Genomic DNA, 19,648 nt, shown 5'->3' with positions numbered 1-19,648 from the left:
AGGGCGGCAAGCGCGCTAACCATGAGGCAACCTTCGCATCAAAGGCTGCCCCATGCCGATTTCCGCCTATGATCTCTGGAACGATGGCACCGCCCGCCCGGCGCCGGACCTCGCGCCGGCGGGCCCCGGCCAGTTCCGCTGGCTGCATTTCGACCTCGCCGACCCGGCGCTGCCGGAGTGGTGCCGCACTCACCTGCCCGGCATCCCCGGCCAGGCCCTGCTGCAAACCGAAACCCGCCCCCGCTGCGACCAATTTGGGGAAGGACTGATCATCAACCTGCGTGCGGTGAACCGTAACCCGGGCGCCGAGACGGCGGAGATGGTCTCGCTCAGGATCTGGGCCAGCAGCCGCAGCATCGTCACCGTGCGGCTGCGCAAGACCTACGCCTTCGACGCCATCCGTGCCGAATGCGCCGCGGGCCGCGGACCCGCCTCTCCCGGCGAGTTTCTCTACCGGCTGATCGGCGGTCTCGCCCATCACAGCCGCGATGCGGTGCTCGAGCTCACCGCCGAGACCGAGGCGCTGGAGGAGCTGACCGAAGAGGGCAGCCTGCCCGCCGCCGAGGCTCTGAAGACGCCCCGCCGCGACGTGCTGAAGCTGCATCGCTACCTCGCCCCGCAGGAACGCGCGCTGGTGCAATTGCAGGACAGCGGCGCCGGGCTGTTCAGCGGCGCCGAGCAGCTGCACCTGCGCGAGGCGGTGAACCTCTTCACCCTCTCGGCCGAAACGCTTAGCTCGCTGTCGCAGCGGCTGGCGGTGCTGCGCGACCACACTGATGCCGAATTGGCGCGTCAGCTGGGGCGCAACAGCTATGCGCTGTCGCTGGTGGCGGCGCTGTTCCTGCCGCTCAGCTTCCTGACCGGCCTGTTCGGCGTGAACCTTGCAGGCATCCCCGGCGCCCAGTCGCCCTGGGGCTTTACGGCGCTCTGCCTCGGCCTCCTCGTGCTCGGCGCGGGCATGCTTTTGGTGCTGCGCTGGCTCAGGCTGCTCTGAGCCCGCCCACCCGCCCGGGCGTGCCGTTTCCACACCGCAGACGATCTCCGCAAAACCTCGCAATTATCCCACCCGCGCCCCGATCTTGCCCGATTCCGCCGCCAGTCTGGCCTCAACCACCGGCGAAGGGCCGGCAGATGGAGATGCGGAACATGGATCGACTGACCGAGATGGAGGCCTTCGCGAACGTGGTGGACCAGGGCGGTTTCACCGATGCGGCGCGCAAGATGGGCATCTCCAAATCGGCCGTCTCCAAACATGTCTCCAGTTTGGAGGCCCGCCTCGGCGCGCGGCTGCTGAACCGAACCACCCGCCGCGTCTCCCCGACCGAAATCGGCCTCGCCTATTACGACCGCGCCCGCCGGGTGCTGAATGACGCGGGCGAAGCGGACGCGCTGGTAACCTCGATGCAGTCGGCACCCTCGGGCCTGCTGCGGATCTCGGTGGCGACCGATTTCGGCGTCAACCACCTGTCGCCGGTGCTCTCCGACTTCCTGCGCGACTTCCCGGACATCACCGTGAACATGGTGCTGAACAACCGCTACGTGGAGCTGATCTCCGAAGGCTTCGACATGGCGGTCCGGATCGGTGAGCTGGAGGATAGTTCCCTGCGCGCCCGCAAGCTGGCCGAGACCACCAAGCGAATGATCGCCTCGCCCGAATATCTCGGGAAATTCGGCCGCCCGCAGAAGATCGACGAGCTGAACAGCCACAAACTCCTGCACTACTCCAGCCAGTCCAGCGGCAACGTGTGGAAGATCACCGCTCCCTCGGGCGAGAAGCGCCAGGTCCGCACCTCGGGCTGGCTTTCGGTCAATGATGGCCAGTCGCTGCTCAACGCGGCGATCTCCGGGCTCGGCATCGCCTATCTGCCCAGCTATCTCTATGCGGGCGCCATGGCCGAGGGGCTGGTCGAGGACGTGATGCCGAACCTGCCGGTGGAGACACAAGGCATCTACGCGGTCTACCCGCCCGGCAAGTTCACCCAGCCCAAGGTCCGCGCCTTCATCGATTTCCTCGCCGCCGCCTTTGCCGGCCGCAGCCCCACGGACTGGACGACCTGATTCCGCCGGTCCGGACCCGGCCCCGTTTTTCCTCGCAGGCTTGCCAAAAGCCCTCCTCCCCCGCCCTCAGCGCGGGGGTTTTTTCCTGAGATGCGGGCGGCACCGCACCCCCTGGCGCCCCCCTTGGCGCGAAACAGCGCCGCAAGGCCGCCGCATATCGGCGGCGCGCCGCTCCCGCCCGGCCCCGGAGGGTCCGGCTTTGCCGGTTCAGAAAATGCGCCTATTCCGAAATCAGCACCGCCTCTACCCGGCGGTTCAGGCGGCGGCCTTCGGGCGTGAGGTTGCTGGCCACCGGGGCCATGTAGCCGGCGCCGGCAATTTCGATGCGGGCCGCATCGGCACCGTGGGCCGCCACCAGCCGGTCCCGCACCGCCGCCGCGCGCTCCTGCGAGAGCGCCCGGTTCGGCTCCAGCGCGCCCACCGTATCGGTGTGGCCCACCAGCAGGATGCGGGAGCCGGGGTTCTGCTCCAGCACCCGGGCCAGTGCCGCGAGACTCTCATAGGCACCTTCGCTGAGCTCAACCGTGCCGCTGGCGAACCGCAAATCGCGCAGCACCGCGCGGCCCTCCTGCATCAGCCGCGCCTCAAGGCCGGCGCCCCCTTCCGGCGCGGCAACCGGAGCAGCACCCGCGGGCCCCTGCACCACCGGCAGTGCGGCACCGGCTTTTTCACCGGCACCGGCGGGCGCGGCCTCGATCACCTGCAGGTAAACCGACCCGCCAGAGCGCGAGGCCAGAAGCGAGACCGCCGTCTCACCCTTCACTGCGGACAGGAAGTGGTAGTCGAAGATATCCACAATCATGTCCGGCGCGGGCACCACTTCGGTGGCAAACCGGAATCCGAAACCGCCGCATTCCGGTGCCGCGCAATCCAGCAAAACATCATAGCCCTCCGCCTCCAGCTGCGTCCGCAGGGGCGCGAGCACCTGGAGCACAGTGGCGCTGCTTTGCAACCGCCAGGTGCGGCGCAGGATGCGGCCCTCGAAGCGGCGCTCGGGCACCACCCCGTCCGCTTCCGGCCCCGCCGGCAGGCGGTAGATGCCTAGCGGCGTCTCCCGCTCCGCCAGCGCCACCGCATTCGCGGGCAGCGCCAGTTCCGCCGCCGCGGCAGGCAGCGCCAGCGCCGCCGCAAGAACAAGTGCGGCGAAGCGCGAGGTTACCGGCACTGAGCGTGGTATTCGGGGTTCGGCGCCATCGCAGTTGCGCTGGCGACCCGGTTTGTCATGTTGAAGAAACCGGCGACATTGGCGATGTCCCAGATGTCGCGGTCGCTGAACCCCGCATCCCGCAGCGCCTGCCGGTCGGCCTCCCCGACCTCGGCGCTGGCGCGGGTGAGCTTGGCGGCAAAATCCACCATCGCGCGCTGCCGCGCATCAAGCGGCGCCACGCGGTAGTTCATCACCAGCATCTCGCCCAGCTCCGGGCTGCCGGAGAGCTGCCGCACTGCCGCGCCATGCGCCACCAGGCAGTAGAAGCAGCGGTTGATGGAGGAAACCACGACCGCGATCATCTCCCGCTCCAGCTTGCTCAGCCCGCTGTCGGCCAGCATCAGCCCGTTGTACATCTGGGTGAAGGCGTCGAGCTTTTCGGGGTCGAAGGCGTAGGCCTTCAGCACGTTGGGCACAAGCCCGAGCTTCTCCTCGCAGATCGCGAAATATTTCTGCACCGCCTCGGGCAGCGGGTCCGCCATCGGCAGGTTCAGCGCAGTGGGCAGGGTTTCGTCGGTCATTCTGGCTGCGTGCCTCCCTTGAGAATACGGTAGTGGTACTGGCCCGCCTCGCGCAGGCCCAGCGCGGTATAGAGCCGGTTGGCGGCGCCGTTGGCGCGGGTGCAAAGGACGGCGAGCTCCTTGGCCCCCTGCTGTTCGGCCCAGAAGGCAGCCTGCCGCATCAGCCACTTGCCCATACCGGAGCGGCGCTGCTGCGGCACCACCTCCAGCGCGTGGACCATGGCGATGCCGTCGTGAATGGCGACAAATCCCGCCCCGGCCGGCTTGTCATTGTGCCGCCCCAAGAGCGCGGTCTTCGGCTGCGGCGCGCGCTGCATCACGGCGAAACGCTCCGGCCCTATACCGCCCGCGGCCCAGATCTCGTGCTGGATCGCCAGCGGCTCCCAGACGCAGAAGGCAGTGACGCGGGGCACCGGCACGTCGGTGAGCTGCGCCACCGGGCAGGTCCAGAGCGCCACCGGATCCTTTACTTCGTACCCCCGTGCGGCAAGCTGCGCGTCCAGCGCCGCCTCGCCCTCGCGGATCATGAACAAGCAGTCCTGCCCCATTGCGCGCATCGCGGCCTCGGCCGCGGCAATCTCCTCCTCGCTGGCGCTGCCGCCCTCCACCGTCGCCGCCGAGACCCGGCTGCCGCCGCCCTGCCCTTCGCGCAGGGTCACGGGCCCGAGCCGCCGGGTCGAGGCTGCGGGCCACGTTGCTTCGGAAACGGCATAGTAGCGGGCGGCGCCGGTCACTGGCCCAGGTCCCGGGCAAGCTCGGTCATCGCTGCGTCGACCCGCGCGCCATCGGTGCCGCGGATCACCACATTGGCGCCAAAAAAACCGTTCTTCTGGAACGGATAGCAGCCCACCGAAAGGTCACTGTAGGCTTCGGCCAGCGCCCGCAGCGGGGCCGCAATCTCGCCCTCCCCGCGCATCACCCGCAGGCTCTGCGACAGGACCGGGGCACCGCCGGTAAGCGTCGGCAGCACGCTCGCCACCATTGCCTGGAAAATCAGCGGCACGCCGGCCATCACATGCACGTTCTGCAGGGTGAAGCCCGGCGCGGCGGAGACCGGGTTCTCGATCAGCGCCGCGCCCTCCGGGATGCGCGCCATCCGAAGGCGGGCCTCGTTCAGCTCCAGCCCCTGGGTGTCATAATGCGCCTGCAGGATGGCACGCGCATCGTCGCGCACGCCGAGATTGGCGCCAAAGGCCTTGGCGATGCAATCGGCGGTGATGTCGTCATGCGTCGGCCCGATGCCGCCGCTGGTAAACACATGGTCATGGCCCGCCGCCAGCGCCTGCACCGCCTCCACGATGGCAGGTTCGTCGTCGCTGACGATGCGAACTTCCCGAAGGGTGATGCCATGCTTGGTAAGCTCTCCCGCCAGGTAGTGCATGTTGGCATCGCGGGTGCGCCCGGACAGGATCTCGTCCCCGATCACCAGCATCGCCGCGGTTGGATTTGCCATGATGTTGCTCCCTTGCACACTCCTAAAGGCAGGTATAGGCCCAGATCCATGCGCTTTGAAACCCCTCTGATACCGGCGGTGCTGATCCGCCGCTACAAACGCTTCCTCGCCGATTGCCGCCTCCCGGACGGGCGCGAGATCACCGCCCATTGCGCTAACCCCGGCTCGATGATGGGGCTGGCGGAACCGGGCACGCGGATCTGGCTGGAGCCGAACGACGATCCGAAGAAAAAGCTGAAGTACGGCTGGCGCCTGGTCGAGCATCCGGGCGGCCATTTCACCGGCGTCGACACTTCGGTGCCGAACCGGGCGCTGCGCGGCGCGCTGCTGGCGCGCGAGGTGCCGCAGCTGGCGGAATACGGGACCGTTCGGGCGGAAGTGAAATACGGGCAGAACAGCCGCATCGACTTCCTGCTGAGCGAGCCTGGCCTGCCCGACTGCTACGTGGAGGTGAAAAGCGTGACCCTGTCGCGGCAGGAGGGCCTCGCGGAGTTTCCCGACAGCGTCACGGCCCGCGGCACCAAGCACTTGGCCGAGCTTGCAGAGGTCGCCCGGGCAGGCCACCGCGCGATGATGCTCTACCTGGTGCAGCGCACCGACTGTGACCGCTTCGCGCTCGCCGCCGACATCGACCCGGCCTATGCCGCGGGGTTTGAAGCGGCTGCCGCGGCGGGGGTGGAGCGGCTGGTTCTCTGCACCCGGATCACACCCGAAAGCGTGGAGATTGCAGGCGCGTTCGCGCAATAGCGCCAAGCCGCGTTTTGCCGGCGCGCGCGGCGGCGATCCAACGGCTCGTGGCTGGCAGTCTATCCCCGCCAAGTCCGTAAACCCTCTCGAGGGGCCACCCAGCATCAGCAAAATCGCCACCGCGGAGGGGCGCGCCGGCGATGCGCGGCGGCCTTCGGCCCTGTCCCGCATAGGGGAAACTGATCACCGTATGACTGCAGGCCCGTGGCAAAAAGAAATCGGCGCGGAATTCCGCACCGTCTGGACCGCTTACTCCGCCGCTTCCGCGCGGCCCTCGCCCTCGGCCGCGGAGGGCGCCTGCACCAGGGTGCGGGTCGGGAAGGGAATGTCGACCCCGGCGGCATCCAGCGCCTCTTTCACGCGGCGCTTCATGTCGGCCTGATACTGAAAGTATTCCGCCGCATCGACCCAGACCCGCACCAGGAAATCGACCGAGGAGCTGTTGAGCGCGTTCACCTGGATGAACGGCGCCGGATCGCTGTGCGAGCGCGGATCGCCCATGATGGTCTCGCGGATCACCCGCTCGGCCACGTCGAGATCGGCGCCATAACCCACGCCAAAAGTCCACTCGGCGCGGCGGGTCGGATAAGCGGAGTAGTTGACGATGGTATTGCCCCAGACCTCGGAGTTAGGGATGATCGTCTTCACGTTCGACAGGTCCGCCAGCACCGTATTGTTGAGCGTGATCTCCTTCACAGTTCCCATCACCCCGTCGACCACGATGAAATCACCCAGCTTGAAGGGGCGGAAGATGATGATCATCACCCCCGCGGCGAGGTTCGACAGCGCGCCTTGCATAGCGAGGCCAATCGCCAGGCCCGCTGCACCGATGGCGGCGACGATGGAGGTGGTCTTGATGCCGAAGGTGTTGAGCACGAAGAGCGCCGCAAAGGCCAGAATCGTGTAGCGCGCCATATTGCCAAGGAAGTGGAACAGCGTGTTGTCCAGATGCGCGTGCCGGTCGCCCAGGTTCTCGATCCGGTTCTTGACCCAGGACGAGATGATAAAGCCGAGCGCCAGGATCAGAATGGCCGCAACAACATTGCCGAGCACTTGCGCCAGGAATTCCAGTGTCACCAGATCCGCCAGGGACGTCCCGTTGTAGATCTCGGTCTCGAGCAGCTCATTGACGCTTTCCATTGCAGCGCATTCCTCCTGGTTCCGGTTTCCGGTCTCCCTAGAGGAATTGCCCTGCCGATGCAAAAGTTCCCGGATACCCGGAACTGCCTGCCTCTGGCCCTTTCGGGGCAAACCCCTTACATACAGGGGCAACAGGCAGAGATTGGAGCCCTTCCATATGAGATCGAAAGACGGCCGCACGACCAAGGACGGCATCCGTATTCACGAGCCTGGGGACTTTGCAGGCATGCACGCGGCAGGCGCGCTGACGGCGCGGATCCTGGACGATATTGCTGCCTGCGTGTTCCCCGGCCAGACCACCGGCGAGATCGACCGCAAGATTACCGAGATGGTGGAAGAGGCCGGCGCCACCTCGGCGACCATCGGCTACAAGGGCTACCAGCACGCCAGCTGCATCTCGGTCAACCACGTGGTCTGCCACGGCATCCCCGGCGACAAAAAATTGAAGGACGGCGACATCCTCAACATCGACGTCACCGTGGTGGTCGACGGCTGGTACGGCGACAGTTCGCGCATGTATGTGGCGGGCAAGCTCAGCCGCAAGGCGGAGCGGCTGATCCAGGTCACCCATGATGCGCTGATGAAGGGGATCGAGGCGGTGAAGCCCGGCAACACCTTCGGCGACATCGGCCACGCGATCCAGACCTACGCCGAAGCCCAGCGGATGAGCATCGTGCGCGACTTCTGCGGCCACGGCCTGGGCCGCGTGTTCCACGCCCCGCCAAACGTGCTGCACTATGGCCGCGCGGGCAGCGGCCCGGTGCTGGAAGAGGGGATGTTCTTCACCATCGAGCCGATGGTGAACCTTGGCCGCCCGGAGACCAAGATCCTCGCCGACGAATGGACCGCGGTCACCCGCGACAAGTCGCTCTCGGCGCAGTTCGAGCATTCGGTGGGGGTGACCGCGGACGGGGTGGAGATCTTCACGCTGTCGCCGGCCGGGAAGTTCCATCCGACCTACGGGTAAAACGGAGACGTAAGGACCGGGGCTCTGCCCCGGACCCCGGGGTATTTCCGGTCAGAAAGTAGCTGGGGGTCTTGGGGCCTCAAGCGTCTGCGCCGCGCCGCATCAGCGTGATGTGGGTGTCGCCATACTTTCGGGTGCCGTGCAGGGTGAAGCCATCGGGCGCCGGCATCGGCGCGTTTTCCTCCCAGACCACGAGCGCGTCCTCGGCGATCCAGCCGCCTGCCAGCGCCGCGGCGAGGGCTTTTTCCCCCAGCCCCTTGCCGTAAGGCGGGTCGAGGAAGACCAGCCCGCAGGGCGCGCCCGGGTTGGGGCCCAGCTTCAAGGCGTCGCGGCGGATCAGGGTGGTTTCCGCCTCTGCCCGGCACAGCGCGATGTTCCTGCGGATCAGGCCTTGCGCCGTGCGGCCGTCGTCAGCAAAGACCACCTCCGCAGCACCGCGCGACAGGGCCTCCAGCCCCAGCGCACCAGTGCCGGCAAAGAGGTCGAGCACCTTCGCACCGGGGACCGCGCCGGTGTGCATCAGCACGTTGAACAGGCTTTCGCGCACCCGGTCGGTGGTGGGGCGCAGATGCGCGCCCGCATCGCCCTTGCCCACCGAAGCCAGCGCCCGGCCGCGGAATTTGCCGGCGATGATCCTCACGCTTTCAGGAGCGGCTTCAGGTCTGCCGCCGGATCGGCCACCACGGCCTTGTCGGCCGTTTTCCCTGCGTCGATCAGCCGTTTCGCGACCATATACGCGCGCGGATCGTTCATCGCGTCCACCGCCACCAGCTGATCGCCCTTGTAGTACCAGAAGGACACCTGCGCGCCCTCGCCCTGGCGGGTGACCACCTCGTCATAGCCGCTGTTGAGGCCCGCGATCTGCAGCTTCACATCGTACTGATCCGACCAGAACCAGGGCTGCGCCACGTAGTCCTTGCCCGCGCCCAGCATGTTCTGCGCCACGACCTCGGCCTGGTCGATGGCGTTGGGCACGCTTTCCAGCCGGATGCGGCGGCCCTGGAACGGGAAGGAGGCGCAATCGCCGGCGGCCCAGACCAACGGGTCCGAAGTGCGGCCCTGCGCGTCCGTGCGGATGCCGTTTTCGATCTCGAGCCCGGCCAGTTCCGCCAGCCCGGTGCAGGGCGTGATGCCTACGCCCACGACGACGAAATCCACCTCCAGCACCTCGCCGGAAGAAAGTACCGCGCGCGCCACCTTGCCGGTTTCGCCCTCCAGCCGCTCAAGCCCGGTGGATTCGCGGATGTCGACCCCGTGCGCACGGTGCAGCTTGCGGAAATAGTCCGATGTCTCGGGCGCCGCCACCCTTTGCAGGATGCGGTCCGCCATCTCCGCCAGCGTGACCTTCAAGCCCCGCTTGGCGCAGACCGCGGCGGCCTCCAGCCCGATGTAGCCGCCGCCGACGATCAGCGCGCGCTTGCCTTCCGCCACATGCGGCGCCATCGCGTCCACGTCGGCAAGGCCGCGCACGACAAAAACGTTCTCCAGCCCGCCGCCGATCGGCTCGGGCAGGCGGCGCGGATCGGAGCCGGTTGTGAGCGCGAGCTGGCCGTAGGGGATCACCTCATTGCCGCAGGTGACTGTCTTCGCCTGGCGGTCAATTGCGGTGACGGTGCAGCCGAGCTTCAGGGTGATACCGTTCTCGGCGTAAAAGCTCGCCGGGCGCAGGAACAGCCGCTCGGCCTCCATCTCGCCCAGGAGATATGCCTTGGAGAGCGGCGGGCGCTGATAGGGCAGCGCGTCTTCGGCGCCGATCAGGGTGATCCCTCCCTCGAAACCTTCTTTGCGCAGCTTGGCCACCAGCGAGGCGCCGGCCTGCCCCGCCCCGATCACGACGATATCGCTCATCCCGCCTCTTGCCTCCCGCAGCAGAACCCGTAACGCTTTCCACGGACCCTATATACCGGGCACCCCAAAACGCAATCACGAGAGAGAGGACCTTGCCATGATTTCTGTCGGAGACCGGCTGCCGGAGGCAACCCTGACCCAAATGGGCGAAAACGGCCCCGAAGAGGTAAAGCTGGCCGAGAAGACCAAGGGCCGCAAGGTCGCAATCTTCGCAGTGCCGGGGGCCTTTACGCCCACCTGCCACTCGGCGCATGTGCCGAGCTTCATCCGCACCAGGGACCAGCTTGCCGCCAAGGGCGTGGACGAGATCATCTGCATCGCCGGTAACGACCCCTTTGTGATGTCGGCCTGGGGCGATGCCACCGGCGCCAAGGATGCCGGGATCACCATGCTGGCCGATGCCGATTGCAGCTTCACCGAATCGATCGGCATGCGCTTCGATGCGCCGCCCGCAGGGCTGATCGGCCGCTCGCAGCGCTATGCCATGCTGGTCGAGGACGGTGAGGTGAAGGTGCTGAACCAGGAAGAGAACCCGGGCCAGTGCGATCTCTCCGGCGGCGAGGCGCTGCTGGACGCGATGGGCTGAGGCCCCCGGCGCAGCGGCGGCCGGCCGCTGCTGCGCATCGCGGCCAATGCCCCGGGATGATTCTCAAGGGGAAGCTCGAGGCCCCACACAGTCCGGCCCCTCTCCGTGGATGGTCTGACTGTCGTCGGGCGCATCCGTTCTGGAGTACATGCCGTAATCCCGGGCTACCGCGGCGATGCGCAAACGGTAGTTGGCAAAGACGTGACCGCGGCCGGCGGCTTGAACGCGGCGGTGTTCGGGCAGGTTGCGCCATTGCGCGACCGCGGCTTCGTCTCGCCAGAATGATAGGGACAGCACCTTTTCCGGGCTGGTCAGGCTCTGAAACCGCTCGATGGAAATGAACCCGTCGATCTCATCAAGCAGCGGGCGCAATTCGGAGGCCAGATCAAGGTATTCCGCCCGCGCGCTGCCGGGGACGCATGCTTCGAAAATGACCGCAATCATGAGTGCGCCCCATGCGGTTCTGAGGCCAGCTTTACGAACAAGCGGTCTTCCCGGCGGATAAAGCCCTCGCGTTTGGCGAACTCATAATTCTCGCGCCCAAGAGGATCGGCAGCCAGCCGCGCGCGGTAAGCTTCATACTCCGCCAGAGAGGGCAGGGAATAGATGCCATAGGCGGTCGAGGCCGATCCTTCATGCGGCGCGAAGTAACCGGTCAGACTGGCGCCGCAGCGGGGAATGCAATGCCCCCAATTGCGGGCGTATTCCTCGAACAGTTCCCGCCGGTTCGGATCGATCTCATAGGTGATGACGCAGGTGATCATGGTGTGGTCCTTCTTATGATAGGCCGGGTCTATCCGATTGCCGCGAAGCTTTGGTTCGATTAGCATCGAACTATGAGAGAAGGCCCCGATATCGCCCGCGTCGCCGCCCTGGTCGCCGACCCTGTCCGCAGCAGCATCCTGCTTGCCCTGATGGATGGACGCGCCCTTACGGCCACCGAACTCACAAAGGTTGGCGGCGTCACCAAACAAACCGCGAGCAGCCATCTGGCAAAACTGGTGGATGGAGAGGTGCTGACCGTCACGGCGCAGGGGCGGCATAAGTTTTTCCGCCTGGCCGGGCCGCATGTGGCAGGTCTGCTGGAAGCGCTGATGGTGTTCTCCAGCGATGCCGCGCCCCCGATCCGAACCGGCCCAAAGGACCCCGCGCTTCGCAAGGCGCGGATATGCTATGACCACTTGGCAGGGGAAATGGGGGTCCGGCTTTTTGACCGGATGCAGCAGGACGGCTGGCTGACCGGTGACTTGAACGTCACAGACCGGGGCTGGGGGAAGTTCGCTGGGATTGGCTTGGCTCAGGAGGAACTGCCAGCCAGCAACCGGCCGCTCTGCCGGTCCTGCCTTGATTGGAGCCAGCGGAGATCTCATCTCGCAGGCAGGCTCGGCAAGGCCCTGCTGGACTGCATCCTCGCCGAGGGCTGGGCACGGCGCATACCTTCGTCGCGCGTTATCAGTTTCACCCCTGAGGGCGAAAGACGCTTTGAAAACTGGCTGCGATGAGTCTCCGTTTCGCCCACGCGGCGGACCGGCGCAACGTGCGGAGGTTCTCTACAAATTTAACCGTTGTTTCGCGCGCGGAACATTGCGGCAGACTTGCTGACCCGTATTGCGGCAGAAGCGCTCAGCTGTGCGGGTCGCCATAAAGCCCGTCCATCTTGCGGGCAAGCTTGGCGTCCTGCGCGCTGATGCCGCCTACGTCATGGGTCGTCAGCACCACCGTCACCCTATTGTAGACATTGCTCCACTCGGGGTGATGGTTCCACTTCTCCGCCCAGATCGCGGCGCGGGTCATCCAGCCGAAGGCATCGGTGAAATTGCCGAACTTGAAGGTCTTTTCAATCGCGTCGCGGCCTTCCACCAGTTCCCAGCCGGTGGCGAACAGCGGTTCCAGCAGCGGGCGGCGGGCGGCGTCCGAGAGTTTCTCTGTCATTCGTGTTCCTCCACGTGCGGATTGCGGAAAGGGCCATAGCTGGTCAGGACTTCGATTTCCTCCTCGACCGCCTGGCGTTCTGCCTCCAGGTAGCGGGCGATGGCGGCGGCAAAGCCGCGGTCGGCGGCCCAGTGCAGGCTGTGGGTCTGGCTGGGCAGATAGCCGCGCGCCAGCTTGTGCTCCCCCTGCGCGCCCGCCTCTACCCGGCCGAGCCCGAGGGCGATGGCCAGATCGATGGCCTGATAGTAGCACAGTTCGAAATGCAGGCAGGGGTGGTGTTCGACACATCCCCAGTAGCGCCCGTAAAGCGTGTCGCGGCCAATGAAATTCAGCGCTCCGGCAATGGGAATGCCGTCCCGTTCGGCCAGAATCAGGGCGGCATCGCCGCGCATCGTTTCATGCGCGATGTCAAAAAACTGACGGGTCAGATAGGGCGAGCCCCACTTGCGCGCGCCGGTGTCCTGATAGAACTCCCAGAAGGCATCCCAGTGTTCGGGGCGCAGATCATCGCCGGTATAGGTGCGGATATCGCCGCCGAAGCTTCGCGCGCGGGCACGCTCCTTGCGGATCGCTTTGCGCTTGCGCGACGACAGCGCGGCAAGGAACTCCTCGAAACTGGAATAGCCTTGGTTCAGCCAGTGGAACTGCTGCGTCATCCGGTGCATCAGCCCCATCTCCTCCCCGGCGCGGGCTTCCTCCTCCGTACAGAATGTCACATGCAGCGAGGAAAGATCGTTGTCCGCCGCGATCTGCACCGCACCCTGCAGGAGTGCCGCCTGGCCCGCGGCCTCATAGCCCGGGCGGACCAGCAAGCGGCGGCCGGTCACCGGGGTGAAGGGCACGGCGATTTGCAGTTTGGGGTAATAGCGCCCGCCTGCCTGCTCGTAGGCATGGGCCCAATTGTGGTCGAAGATGTACTCGCCCTGGCTGTGGCCCTTGGCGTAAAGCGGGGCGCAGGCAATCAGCAGCCCGTTCTGGCGCGCGGTGAGATACTGCGGCTGCCATCCGGTGCCCGGGCCGACGGACCGGCTCTCCTCCAATGCCCTCAGGAAGCGGTGGGTGGTGAAAGGATCGCGCGGACGGGTGCCGTCCGCGGTTTCGGGGCAGGCGCAGGCATCCCACTCCGCCGCCGGGATCGTGGCCAGGCGGGTATGTGCCTCAATCTCGATGCGCGGGCAATCCATCCGCTAACCCCCTGTTCCGCCGCCATTCTCCGGCGCCGTTCTAATGTGGGCCGCGTGGCCCCGCGATCAAGGTGCGGCGGGCGGCAGATATCCTTCGAAGGTCACATTGTCGGCAAAGGCGCGGGCGGCGGTGTCCTCGGCCAGGCTCTTCACAGTCCAGCACAACACCGGCACCCCCTGGTCGCGCAGCTGCTGCACCCGTCGGCGGGCGAGGTCGTCGGCCTGATGGCTGATGAAGCCCGCATCCACCCTTTCGAAATCGTGAATGCCGCGCAAGTCGTCGCAGACCGCCTTGGGCAGATCCGGCCAGTCCTGCGGCTCATATGAGCTGGTGACCAGCCCGCGGGGAACTTCAGGCGCCACACGCGCCATCTCCGCCACCGCATGCGGGTTGAAGGACATCAGCGCCACCGGGCCCTCGTATCCCCTGAGGGCGTCCGCGACCGCTGCTTCAAGCGCGCCCACGCCGCCGGGGCCCATGCTGCCGTCCTGGTCCTTCAGCTCGAGCAGCAGAGGCACCTGGCCGGCGACCAGCGCGAGCACCTCGGCCAGCGACGGGATGCCCTCGCCCGCGCCGCCGGCGAGCGGGATGGCTGCGAGCTCGGCCCGGCTGCGGTCCCGCACCAGCCCCGGCTCACCGGTCATCCGGTCCAGCGTGGTGTCATGGAACACCACCGCCTGCCCGTCCGCGGAAAGCTGCAGGTCAAGCTCCACGCCATAGCCTGCCGAAAGCGCCGCGCGGACTGCCGCGCGGCTGTTCTCCGGCCTCTGGTCCGCCGCATCATGCAGCGCCCGGTGCGCGATCGGCGCCCGCAGGAAGGCGGCGGGGAGCGCGGGTCTCATCTGATCTGGAAGACGCCGTCGATCTCGACCGCGACACCGAGCGGCAGCGAGGGCGAGCTGACCGCGGAGCGCGCGTGGCGGCCCGCGTCGCCGAGTGCTGCAACGAAAAAATCTGAGGCGCCGTTCACCACTTTGGGCTGCTCGGTGAAATCGGCGGTGGAGTTCACGAAAGCGCCAAGCTTCACCACCCGCACGAGCCGGTCGAGATCGCCGCCGCACGCCGCCTTGAGCTGGGCCAGAAGTGCCACCGCGCAGCGTTTCGCCGCGGCCTGGCCCGCCTCGACGTCCATGTCGCCGCCCAGCGTGCCAGTGATCAGGGCGCCGGACTCATCGGCGGAGATCTGCCCGGAGACATATACCATGTCCCCGGCCACGACGTAGGGCACATAGTTGGCCGCAGGGGCGGGGGCGTCGGGCAGGGTGACGCCCAGTTCTTTCAGCTTGGCTTCGATGCTCATGACACGCGGTCCTCCTGTCCAATTTGCCCGCGACGCTAGCCCCGCGCGCCGCGATGCGAAAGAGCAAATGCGAACGCCCTGCCCCGGTTTTGCGGCCTCAGGTCTCGCGGAAGGCGCGGTTGAAGTAGTCCGCCAGCGGCTTGACCAGATAGGCCAGCGGCGAACGGTCGGCGGTGCGGATGTAGCTTTCCACCGGCATGCCAGGGATCAGCACCGTGTCCGGCGGCAGGCGGTCCAGCTCACCCTCGTCCAGCTCGATCTCGGCCCGGTAGTAAGATTGCCCGGTGTTGGGGTCCTCGAAGGCGTCGGCGGAGACCTGCGTGACCTGGCCGAACAGCTCCGGCGTGTTGCGCTGGTCAAGCGCGGAGAAGCGCAGTGTCACCTCCTGGCCGAGGAAAATCTGGTCCACGTCGGTGGGCGGCACCTGCACCGCGATCACCAGCGGGCGGTCCTGCGGCACCAGGTAGAGCACCGGCTCCGCCGGCCGGATCACAGAGCGCGGCGTGTGCACCTCCATACCGTAGACCACGCCCGAGACCGGCGCGGTGATGTGCAGCCGCTCCAGCCGTTCCAGCAACGAGCGGCGGTTTTCGGCGAGCTCAAGCTCCTGGTAGCGCAGGTCGCGGAGGCGGGTGATGGCCTCCTCGCGCTGGCTGGTGGCGAGCTTCAGGATTTCGATGTCGAGCTCGGTCATGCGGCCCTCAGCCTGGGCTTCGCTCGCGACCAGCTCGCCCAGCGTGCCGTCGAGATTCACCTGGGTGCGGCGCAAGTTCAGAACGGTGGTGGCCTGAGCAAGGCCGCGGTCGAGAAGCGACTGCTGATTCTTCAGTTCCTCGCTGATGAGTTCTAGCTGAACCTCGGTCGACTCCTGCTGCGCCTCGATTCCGCGGATCTGCTCCTCAATCTGGCTGCGGCGTTTCTCCAGCTGCTCGATCTCGCGCGCGGTGGTCTCCTTGCGGGCCTTAAACAGGCGGCGCTGGCCCTCTATCAGGTCCTGCACTTCGGGGCGGTTCTCCGCCGCTTCCAGCAGCACCGGGTCAAAGGTGATCTCCTCTGCCTCGTCGCGCTCGGCCTCCAGCCGGCCGCGGCGGGCCATCAGCTCGAACAGCTGGCCTTCGGTGATCACCAGCCGCGAGCGGAGGTCGTTGGGGTCGAGCCGGATCAGGGTCTGGCCCTCTTCGACGGTGTCGCCCTCGTCTACCAGGATCTCGGCAACAACGCCGCCGTCGAGATGCTGCACCACCTGGCGGTTGCGGTCGACCTCGATGCGGCCGGTGGCGACCACCGCGCCCGCGATCGAGGACATCACCGACCACGTGCCGAAGCCGCCGACCAGAATCACCAAGCTTATCAGCCCGATCATCAGCGGCCGCCGGGCGGACCATTCCTGTGCCGCGCTCATCGCACACCTCCTGTGCCAGTCGCCTGGCGGATGTTCTGGTGGTTCACGACCATTTCCTGCAGCACCTTGTCTTTCGGTCCGAAGGCGGTCTGGGTGCCGCGGTCGATCACCAGCAGCATGTCGCACTCCTGGATCGCCGCCGGGCGGTGCGCCATGATCAGCACCGAGCGCCCCTCTGCCTTAATCTGCTTGATTGCGGTGTTGAGCGCGATCGAGCCTTCGTTGTCGAGGTTGGAGTTGGGCTCGTCCAGGATCACGATGACCGGATCGTCATAGAGCGCGCGCGCCAGCCCAACCCGCTGCATCTGTCCGCCGGAGAGGCGGCCGCCGCCGGCGTTCACCTTGGTGTCATATCCATCAGGCAGCTTCAGGATCATCTCATGCGCAGCGGCCTTTCTTGCTGCCGCGACGACTTTCTCCGGATCCGGCTCGCCCGCGAGACGGGCGATGTTCTGGGCGATGGTGCCCTCGAACACCTGCACCCGCTGCGGCAGGTAGCCGATATGGGCGCCAAGCACGTCCGGATCGTATTGATCGAGCGCCGCGCCATCGAGGCGCACCGCGCCCGCGGCCGGGCGCCAGGCGCCGGTGAGCGCCCGCGCAAGCGTCGACTTGCCGGAGCCGGAAGGGCCGATCACGCCGATGGCCTGGCCCGGCTGCACCCGGAAATTCACATTGCGCAGCATCGGGCGGCTATCGCCCGGCGGCACCACCGCAAGCCCGTTCACCTCGAGAAGCGCCTTGGGCTTGGGGAGGGCGGTGCGCAGGTTCTCCGGCGGCACCTTGGAAAGCAGCTCGGCCAGGCTGTGCCAGCCCTTCAGCGCCCGCTGCACCAGGCCCCACTGTCCCAGCGCCAGTTCGATCGGGGCCAGCGCCCGGCCCATAAGGATGGAGCCGGCAATCATGGCGCCCGGCGTCATTTCGTTCTGCAGCACCAGATAGGCCCCCAGACCCAGCATCGCCGACTGCAGGAACAGCCGCAGCGTCTTGGTCAGCGTGGTGTATCCGCCGCCGGTGTCAGTGGCAGCCACGGAGTCCTTAAGCGCCTCATTGCGCGCGGCTTTCCAGCGCTGGAACGCGGCCCCGCGCATACCCATGGACTGGATCATCTCCGCCTCGGTGCGGATTTCCTCGGACATCAGGCTGGCTTTGTGGCCGGTCGCCTGCGCCTTCTGCATCGGCGCCCGGGTGAACACCTGGTTGAGCACCGCGATAAAGATCAGCACCGCCCCGCCGCCAAGCGCCAGAAGACCCAGCCAGGGGTGGAACAGGGCAATGCCGGCGAGGAACACCGGCGTCCAGGGCAAGTCGAAGGCCGCAGTCAGCACCGGAGAGGAGATCAGCCGCTGCTGCGCCTCCAGATCGGCCAGCCCGGTCTGCGCCACCGGATCCTGTGCCACCGCGGAGCGCCGGATCATCGCGTCGAACACGCGCTTGTCCAGCGCCGCCTGGAAGCGGGCGGCCGCGCGCGCCATGATCCGGCCGCGGGCAAAATCGAGGATGCCCATCATGCCGTAAAGGAACACTACCAGGAGGGACAGCGCCACCAGCGTCGCCTCAGAGCGGCTGCCGAGCACCCGGTCGTAGACCTGCATCATGTAGAGCGGCCCGGTCAGCATCAGCAGGTTCACGAAGAAACTGAATATGGCGGTGAACCAATAGAGGCCCCGGCTTTGGCGGCGCACCGCCCGCAGCTCATCATAGCCGTCTTTATATACGCTTTTATTCATGATCGGACTGCAATATCTGTTCCTGAGAGCCGGGATCGGGCGGATTCTTCAGGCGCGTGCGCGCTTCGGCCTGTTCCCAATATGTCACATGCTGGCAAGAAATTTACAACGCATCTGGTATGGCGGGGTAAGGTCACTACGTGCTGTCCCGCCGCGCCGCAGATTCTGACCGAATGGATATCTAATCGAATGACCTCTTCGTTGCGACCCCTATTCGCCGCCGGTGCGCTGATTCTAGCCGGTCTGACTGCAGGCTGCGCCACGCAATCCCCCGAATCGCGCTCTGCAGGCGAGGTGCATGATCCTTACGAACCCGCCAATCGCGCGGTGCACGGTTTCAACCGCGGGGTCGACCGGTTCGCCTTCCGCCCTGCCTCCAAGAGTTACGTGGCGATCGTGCCGGCGCCGATGGTGACGGCGTTTTCGGACTTTGCAGAGAACCTCTCGATGCCGGGGCAGATGGTGAACGCGGTGCTGCAGGGCGATTTGAAGACCGCCGGCAACGCGCTTTCGCGCTTCCTGATGAACACCACCCTCGGGCTTGCGGGCCTTGGCGACCCCGCCACCGAGTTCGGCATCCCCGAGGTCGACACCGACTTCGGCGAGACCCTGCATGTCTGGGGAGTCGCGGAAGGGCCTTACGTGGAGCTGCCGCTGTTCGGCCCCTCGACCGGGCGCGACGCGGTGGGGCTGGCGGTGGATTTCTTCACCAACCCGCTCACCTACGCCCGGCACAATCCGGCCGATGACATCAATGCCTACGCTCAGGTGGTGCGCCGGATGGGCGACCGTGGCAGGTATTCCGACACGATCGACTCGATCCTCTACGAAAGCGCCGACAGCTACGCGCAGTCGCGGCTGATCTACCTGCAGAACCGCCGCTTCGAGCTGGGCACCAGCACCGAGATCGAGGAAATTGACCCGTTCGAACTGAGCACCGAAGGATTCTGATTATGATGGACCGCCGTACCTTCCTGACCGGACTGGGCGCGACACTGCTGGCTGCCCCGCAGGCGCTCTGGGCGCTGAACGAAAACGACGCCAGCCAGCTGATCAACCGCCTGATCACTGATATCAACCAGGTGATCGGCTCGGGCAAGCCGGAGCGCGCGATGTACCGCGACTTCGAGCGCATCTTCCAGCGCTACAGCGACACCTCCTATATCTCGGCCTATGCGCTTGGCCCCGACGCCCGCCGCGCCTCGGCAGCGCAGAAGCGGGCGTTCTCGGATGCTTTCCAGGCCTATATCGCGCGCAAATACGGCCAGCGTTTCCGCGAGTTCATCGGCGGGCGGCTGGAGGTCACCGGCGTCAAGCGGGTGAAAAAGTGGTTCGAGGTGAGCACCGTGGCCTACCTCAAGGGCCAGGCGCCCTTCGAGGTGACCTTCCTGGTGTCGAACCGCTCGGGACAGAACCTGTTCTTCAACATGTACATCGAAGGCGTGAACCTGCTGCTGACCGAACGCACCGAGGTTGGCTCGATCCTGGACCGCAACAAGGGCAGTATCGACGCGCTGGTGGCCGAGCTAAAGCGGCAGAGCTGATACGGCCGGCGCGCCCGGATGAAGAGAC

The 19,648-nt window shown here is 66.5% G+C and carries 23 protein-coding genes; 8 read left to right on the top strand and 15 right to left on the bottom strand.

The window, feature by feature from the left end; translation table 11 throughout:
- Positions 1 to 52 precede the first annotated feature (52 nt).
- Together ACOHWE_RS08190 and ACOHWE_RS08185 are read left to right on the top strand one after the other, a co-directional pair.
- Positions 53 to 994: a CorA family divalent cation transporter gene (locus tag ACOHWE_RS08190; protein WP_420665555.1), complete on the top strand. Its 942-nt coding sequence runs from the start codon at positions 53 to 55 to the stop codon at positions 992 to 994.
- A gap of 152 nt (positions 995 to 1,146) precedes the next feature.
- Positions 1,147 to 2,058, top strand: a complete 912-nt coding sequence (locus ACOHWE_RS08185; protein WP_420665553.1) for a LysR family transcriptional regulator — start codon at positions 1,147 to 1,149, stop codon at positions 2,056 to 2,058.
- 220 nt (positions 2,059 to 2,278) lie between these two features.
- On the opposite strand, the gene ACOHWE_RS08180 is transcribed toward ACOHWE_RS08185, so the two are convergent.
- The 4 genes from ACOHWE_RS08180 to ACOHWE_RS08165 are packed head-to-tail and all read right to left on the bottom strand — an operon-like array spanning position 2,279 to position 5,239.
- Positions 2,279 to 3,223, bottom strand: a complete 945-nt coding sequence (locus ACOHWE_RS08180; RefSeq protein WP_420665551.1) for an OmpA family protein — start codon at positions 3,221 to 3,223, stop codon at positions 2,279 to 2,281.
- Positions 3,214 to 3,786 carry a peroxidase-related enzyme gene (locus ACOHWE_RS08175; protein WP_420665549.1) on the bottom strand — a complete coding sequence of 191 codons (573 nt, stop codon included), beginning with the start codon at positions 3,784 to 3,786 and terminating at the stop codon, positions 3,214 to 3,216. Before ACOHWE_RS08175 ends, ACOHWE_RS08180 begins: the two co-directional genes overlap by 10 nt.
- Positions 3,783 to 4,520, bottom strand: a complete 738-nt coding sequence (locus ACOHWE_RS08170; protein WP_420665548.1) for a GNAT family N-acetyltransferase — start codon at positions 4,518 to 4,520, stop codon at positions 3,783 to 3,785. Before ACOHWE_RS08170 ends, ACOHWE_RS08175 begins: the two co-directional genes overlap by 4 nt.
- Positions 4,517 to 5,239: a competence/damage-inducible protein A gene (locus ACOHWE_RS08165; protein WP_420665545.1), complete on the bottom strand. Its 723-nt coding sequence runs from the start codon at positions 5,237 to 5,239 to the stop codon at positions 4,517 to 4,519. The genes ACOHWE_RS08170 and ACOHWE_RS08165 overlap by 4 nt, the downstream gene beginning before the upstream one ends.
- Before the next feature lie 48 nt (positions 5,240 to 5,287).
- On the opposite strand from ACOHWE_RS08165, the gene sfsA reads away from it, so the two are divergent.
- Positions 5,288 to 5,986, top strand: a complete 699-nt coding sequence (gene sfsA, locus ACOHWE_RS08160; protein ID WP_420665544.1) for a DNA/RNA nuclease SfsA — start codon at positions 5,288 to 5,290, stop codon at positions 5,984 to 5,986.
- A 249-nt stretch (positions 5,987 to 6,235) separates the two neighbouring features.
- Here sfsA and ACOHWE_RS08155 read toward each other — a convergent pair whose 3' ends face one another.
- Positions 6,236 to 7,126 carry a mechanosensitive ion channel family protein gene (locus tag ACOHWE_RS08155; RefSeq protein ID WP_420665543.1) on the bottom strand — a complete coding sequence of 297 codons (891 nt, stop codon included), beginning with the start codon at positions 7,124 to 7,126 and terminating at the stop codon, positions 6,236 to 6,238.
- 157 nt (positions 7,127 to 7,283) lie between these two features.
- On the opposite strand from ACOHWE_RS08155, the gene map reads away from it, so the two are divergent.
- Positions 7,284 to 8,093, top strand: a complete 810-nt coding sequence (gene map / locus ACOHWE_RS08150; RefSeq protein WP_420665541.1) for a type I methionyl aminopeptidase — start codon at positions 7,284 to 7,286, stop codon at positions 8,091 to 8,093.
- Positions 8,094 to 8,172: 79 nt separating this feature from the next.
- Here map and rsmD read toward each other — a convergent pair whose 3' ends face one another.
- Both rsmD and ACOHWE_RS08140 read right to left on the bottom strand, forming a co-directional pair.
- Positions 8,173 to 8,733 carry a 16S rRNA (guanine(966)-N(2))-methyltransferase RsmD gene (rsmD, locus tag ACOHWE_RS08145; protein WP_420665539.1) on the bottom strand — a complete coding sequence of 187 codons (561 nt, stop codon included), beginning with the start codon at positions 8,731 to 8,733 and terminating at the stop codon, positions 8,173 to 8,175.
- The gene (locus tag ACOHWE_RS08140) at positions 8,730 to 9,941 is read right to left on the bottom strand and encodes an NAD(P)/FAD-dependent oxidoreductase (RefSeq protein ID WP_420665538.1); all 1,212 of its coding nucleotides are present in this window, start codon (positions 9,939 to 9,941) and stop codon (positions 8,730 to 8,732) included. The genes rsmD and ACOHWE_RS08140 overlap by 4 nt, the downstream gene beginning before the upstream one ends.
- 97 nt (positions 9,942 to 10,038) lie before the next feature.
- Between ACOHWE_RS08140 and ACOHWE_RS08135 the strand changes: the two genes are divergently transcribed.
- The gene (locus ACOHWE_RS08135) at positions 10,039 to 10,527 is read left to right on the top strand and encodes a peroxiredoxin (protein ID WP_420665536.1); all 489 of its coding nucleotides are present in this window, start codon (positions 10,039 to 10,041) and stop codon (positions 10,525 to 10,527) included.
- A 63-nt stretch (positions 10,528 to 10,590) separates the two neighbouring features.
- Here ACOHWE_RS08135 and ACOHWE_RS08130 read toward each other — a convergent pair whose 3' ends face one another.
- Together ACOHWE_RS08130 and ACOHWE_RS08125 are read right to left on the bottom strand one after the other, a co-directional pair.
- Positions 10,591 to 10,971, bottom strand: coding sequence for an antibiotic biosynthesis monooxygenase family protein (locus ACOHWE_RS08130; RefSeq protein ID WP_420665534.1), 381 nt, complete (start codon positions 10,969 to 10,971; stop codon positions 10,591 to 10,593).
- Positions 10,968 to 11,291 (bottom strand): NIPSNAP family protein, encoded by a 324-nt coding sequence (locus ACOHWE_RS08125; protein ID WP_420665531.1) that lies wholly within the window; start codon positions 11,289 to 11,291, stop codon positions 10,968 to 10,970. The genes ACOHWE_RS08130 and ACOHWE_RS08125 overlap by 4 nt, the downstream gene beginning before the upstream one ends.
- Positions 11,292 to 11,363: 72 nt before the next feature.
- On the opposite strand from ACOHWE_RS08125, the gene ACOHWE_RS08120 reads away from it, so the two are divergent.
- Positions 11,364 to 12,029: an ArsR/SmtB family transcription factor gene (locus tag ACOHWE_RS08120; RefSeq protein ID WP_420665529.1), complete on the top strand. Its 666-nt coding sequence runs from the start codon at positions 11,364 to 11,366 to the stop codon at positions 12,027 to 12,029.
- Between the two features lie 121 nt (positions 12,030 to 12,150).
- On the opposite strand, the gene ACOHWE_RS08115 is transcribed toward ACOHWE_RS08120, so the two are convergent.
- The 6 genes from ACOHWE_RS08115 to ACOHWE_RS08090 form a co-directional block, all read right to left on the bottom strand.
- Positions 12,151 to 12,459: a 4a-hydroxytetrahydrobiopterin dehydratase gene (locus ACOHWE_RS08115; protein WP_420665528.1), complete on the bottom strand. Its 309-nt coding sequence runs from the start codon at positions 12,457 to 12,459 to the stop codon at positions 12,151 to 12,153.
- Complete coding sequence (locus ACOHWE_RS08110) at positions 12,456 to 13,643, bottom strand: GNAT family N-acetyltransferase (protein ID WP_420665526.1); 1,188 nt, start codon at positions 13,641 to 13,643, stop codon at positions 12,456 to 12,458. Before ACOHWE_RS08110 ends, ACOHWE_RS08115 begins: the two co-directional genes overlap by 4 nt.
- A 66-nt stretch (positions 13,644 to 13,709) precedes the next feature.
- A complete protein-coding gene (locus ACOHWE_RS08105) occupies positions 13,710 to 14,486 on the bottom strand; it encodes a glycerophosphodiester phosphodiesterase family protein (RefSeq protein WP_420665524.1) in 777 nt (258 codons plus the stop codon).
- Positions 14,483 to 14,944: a RidA family protein gene (locus ACOHWE_RS08100; RefSeq protein ID WP_420665522.1), complete on the bottom strand. Its 462-nt coding sequence runs from the start codon at positions 14,942 to 14,944 to the stop codon at positions 14,483 to 14,485. Before ACOHWE_RS08100 ends, ACOHWE_RS08105 begins: the two co-directional genes overlap by 4 nt.
- A 97-nt stretch (positions 14,945 to 15,041) precedes the next feature.
- Positions 15,042 to 16,346, bottom strand: a complete 1,305-nt coding sequence (locus ACOHWE_RS08095) for an HlyD family type I secretion periplasmic adaptor subunit (RefSeq protein WP_420665521.1) — start codon at positions 16,344 to 16,346, stop codon at positions 15,042 to 15,044.
- Positions 16,343 to 18,076 carry a type I secretion system permease/ATPase gene (locus ACOHWE_RS08090; RefSeq protein WP_420665519.1) on the bottom strand — a complete coding sequence of 578 codons (1,734 nt, stop codon included), beginning with the start codon at positions 18,074 to 18,076 and terminating at the stop codon, positions 16,343 to 16,345. The genes ACOHWE_RS08095 and ACOHWE_RS08090 overlap by 4 nt, the downstream gene beginning before the upstream one ends.
- A 189-nt stretch (positions 18,077 to 18,265) precedes the next feature.
- Here ACOHWE_RS08090 and ACOHWE_RS08085 point away from each other — a divergent pair, with 189 nt between their 5' ends.
- Both ACOHWE_RS08085 and ACOHWE_RS08080 read left to right on the top strand, forming a co-directional pair.
- Positions 18,266 to 19,027, top strand: a complete 762-nt coding sequence (locus ACOHWE_RS08085) for an MlaA family lipoprotein (RefSeq protein ID WP_420665518.1) — start codon at positions 18,266 to 18,268, stop codon at positions 19,025 to 19,027.
- A gap of 5 nt (positions 19,028 to 19,032) precedes the next feature.
- On the top strand, positions 19,033 to 19,620 hold the full coding sequence (locus tag ACOHWE_RS08080) for an MlaC/ttg2D family ABC transporter substrate-binding protein (protein ID WP_420665926.1): 588 nt from the start codon (positions 19,033 to 19,035) through the stop codon (positions 19,618 to 19,620).
- Positions 19,621 to 19,648 lie beyond the last annotated feature (28 nt).

The organism is Cribrihabitans neustonicus, assembly GCF_048820895.1.
Classification (GTDB): domain Bacteria; phylum Pseudomonadota; class Alphaproteobacteria; order Rhodobacterales; family Rhodobacteraceae; genus Cribrihabitans_A; species Cribrihabitans_A neustonicus.
This window is presented reverse-complemented; position numbering and strand designations above follow the sequence as displayed.

Bases quoted from the DNA above. Each gene is read 5' to 3' on its own strand.
- ACOHWE_RS08125 (WP_420665531.1), bottom strand. From the start codon at position 11,291: ATGATCACCTGCGTCATCACCTATGAGATCGATCCGAACCGGCGGGAA.
- ACOHWE_RS08080 (WP_420665926.1), top strand. From the start codon at position 19,033: ATGGACCGCCGTACCTTCCTGACCGGACTGGGCGCGACACTGCTGGCT.
- ACOHWE_RS08130 (WP_420665534.1), bottom strand. From the start codon at position 10,971: ATGATTGCGGTCATTTTCGAAGCATGCGTCCCCGGCAGCGCGCGGGCG.
- ACOHWE_RS08105 (WP_420665524.1), bottom strand. From the start codon at position 14,486: ATGAGACCCGCGCTCCCCGCCGCCTTCCTGCGGGCGCCGATCGCGCAC.
- ACOHWE_RS08115 (WP_420665528.1), bottom strand. From the start codon at position 12,459: ATGACAGAGAAACTCTCGGACGCCGCCCGCCGCCCGCTGCTGGAACCG.
- ACOHWE_RS08140 (WP_420665538.1), bottom strand. From the start codon at position 9,941: ATGAGCGATATCGTCGTGATCGGGGCGGGGCAGGCCGGCGCCTCGCTG.
- ACOHWE_RS08190 (WP_420665555.1), top strand. From the start codon at position 53: ATGCCGATTTCCGCCTATGATCTCTGGAACGATGGCACCGCCCGCCCG.
- ACOHWE_RS08095 (WP_420665521.1), bottom strand. From the start codon at position 16,346: ATGAGCGCGGCACAGGAATGGTCCGCCCGGCGGCCGCTGATGATCGGG.
- ACOHWE_RS08185 (WP_420665553.1), top strand. From the start codon at position 1,147: ATGGATCGACTGACCGAGATGGAGGCCTTCGCGAACGTGGTGGACCAG.
- ACOHWE_RS08085 (WP_420665518.1), top strand. From the start codon at position 18,266: ATGACCTCTTCGTTGCGACCCCTATTCGCCGCCGGTGCGCTGATTCTA.
- ACOHWE_RS08175 (WP_420665549.1), bottom strand. From the start codon at position 3,786: ATGACCGACGAAACCCTGCCCACTGCGCTGAACCTGCCGATGGCGGAC.
- ACOHWE_RS08155 (WP_420665543.1), bottom strand. From the start codon at position 7,126: ATGGAAAGCGTCAATGAGCTGCTCGAGACCGAGATCTACAACGGGACG.
- sfsA (WP_420665544.1), top strand. From the start codon at position 5,288: ATGCGCTTTGAAACCCCTCTGATACCGGCGGTGCTGATCCGCCGCTAC.
- ACOHWE_RS08165 (WP_420665545.1), bottom strand. From the start codon at position 5,239: ATGGCAAATCCAACCGCGGCGATGCTGGTGATCGGGGACGAGATCCTG.
- map (WP_420665541.1), top strand. From the start codon at position 7,284: ATGAGATCGAAAGACGGCCGCACGACCAAGGACGGCATCCGTATTCAC.
- ACOHWE_RS08120 (WP_420665529.1), top strand. From the start codon at position 11,364: ATGAGAGAAGGCCCCGATATCGCCCGCGTCGCCGCCCTGGTCGCCGAC.
- ACOHWE_RS08110 (WP_420665526.1), bottom strand. From the start codon at position 13,643: ATGGATTGCCCGCGCATCGAGATTGAGGCACATACCCGCCTGGCCACG.
- ACOHWE_RS08100 (WP_420665522.1), bottom strand. From the start codon at position 14,944: ATGAGCATCGAAGCCAAGCTGAAAGAACTGGGCGTCACCCTGCCCGAC.
- ACOHWE_RS08090 (WP_420665519.1), bottom strand. From the start codon at position 18,076: ATGAATAAAAGCGTATATAAAGACGGCTATGATGAGCTGCGGGCGGTG.
- ACOHWE_RS08135 (WP_420665536.1), top strand. From the start codon at position 10,039: ATGATTTCTGTCGGAGACCGGCTGCCGGAGGCAACCCTGACCCAAATG.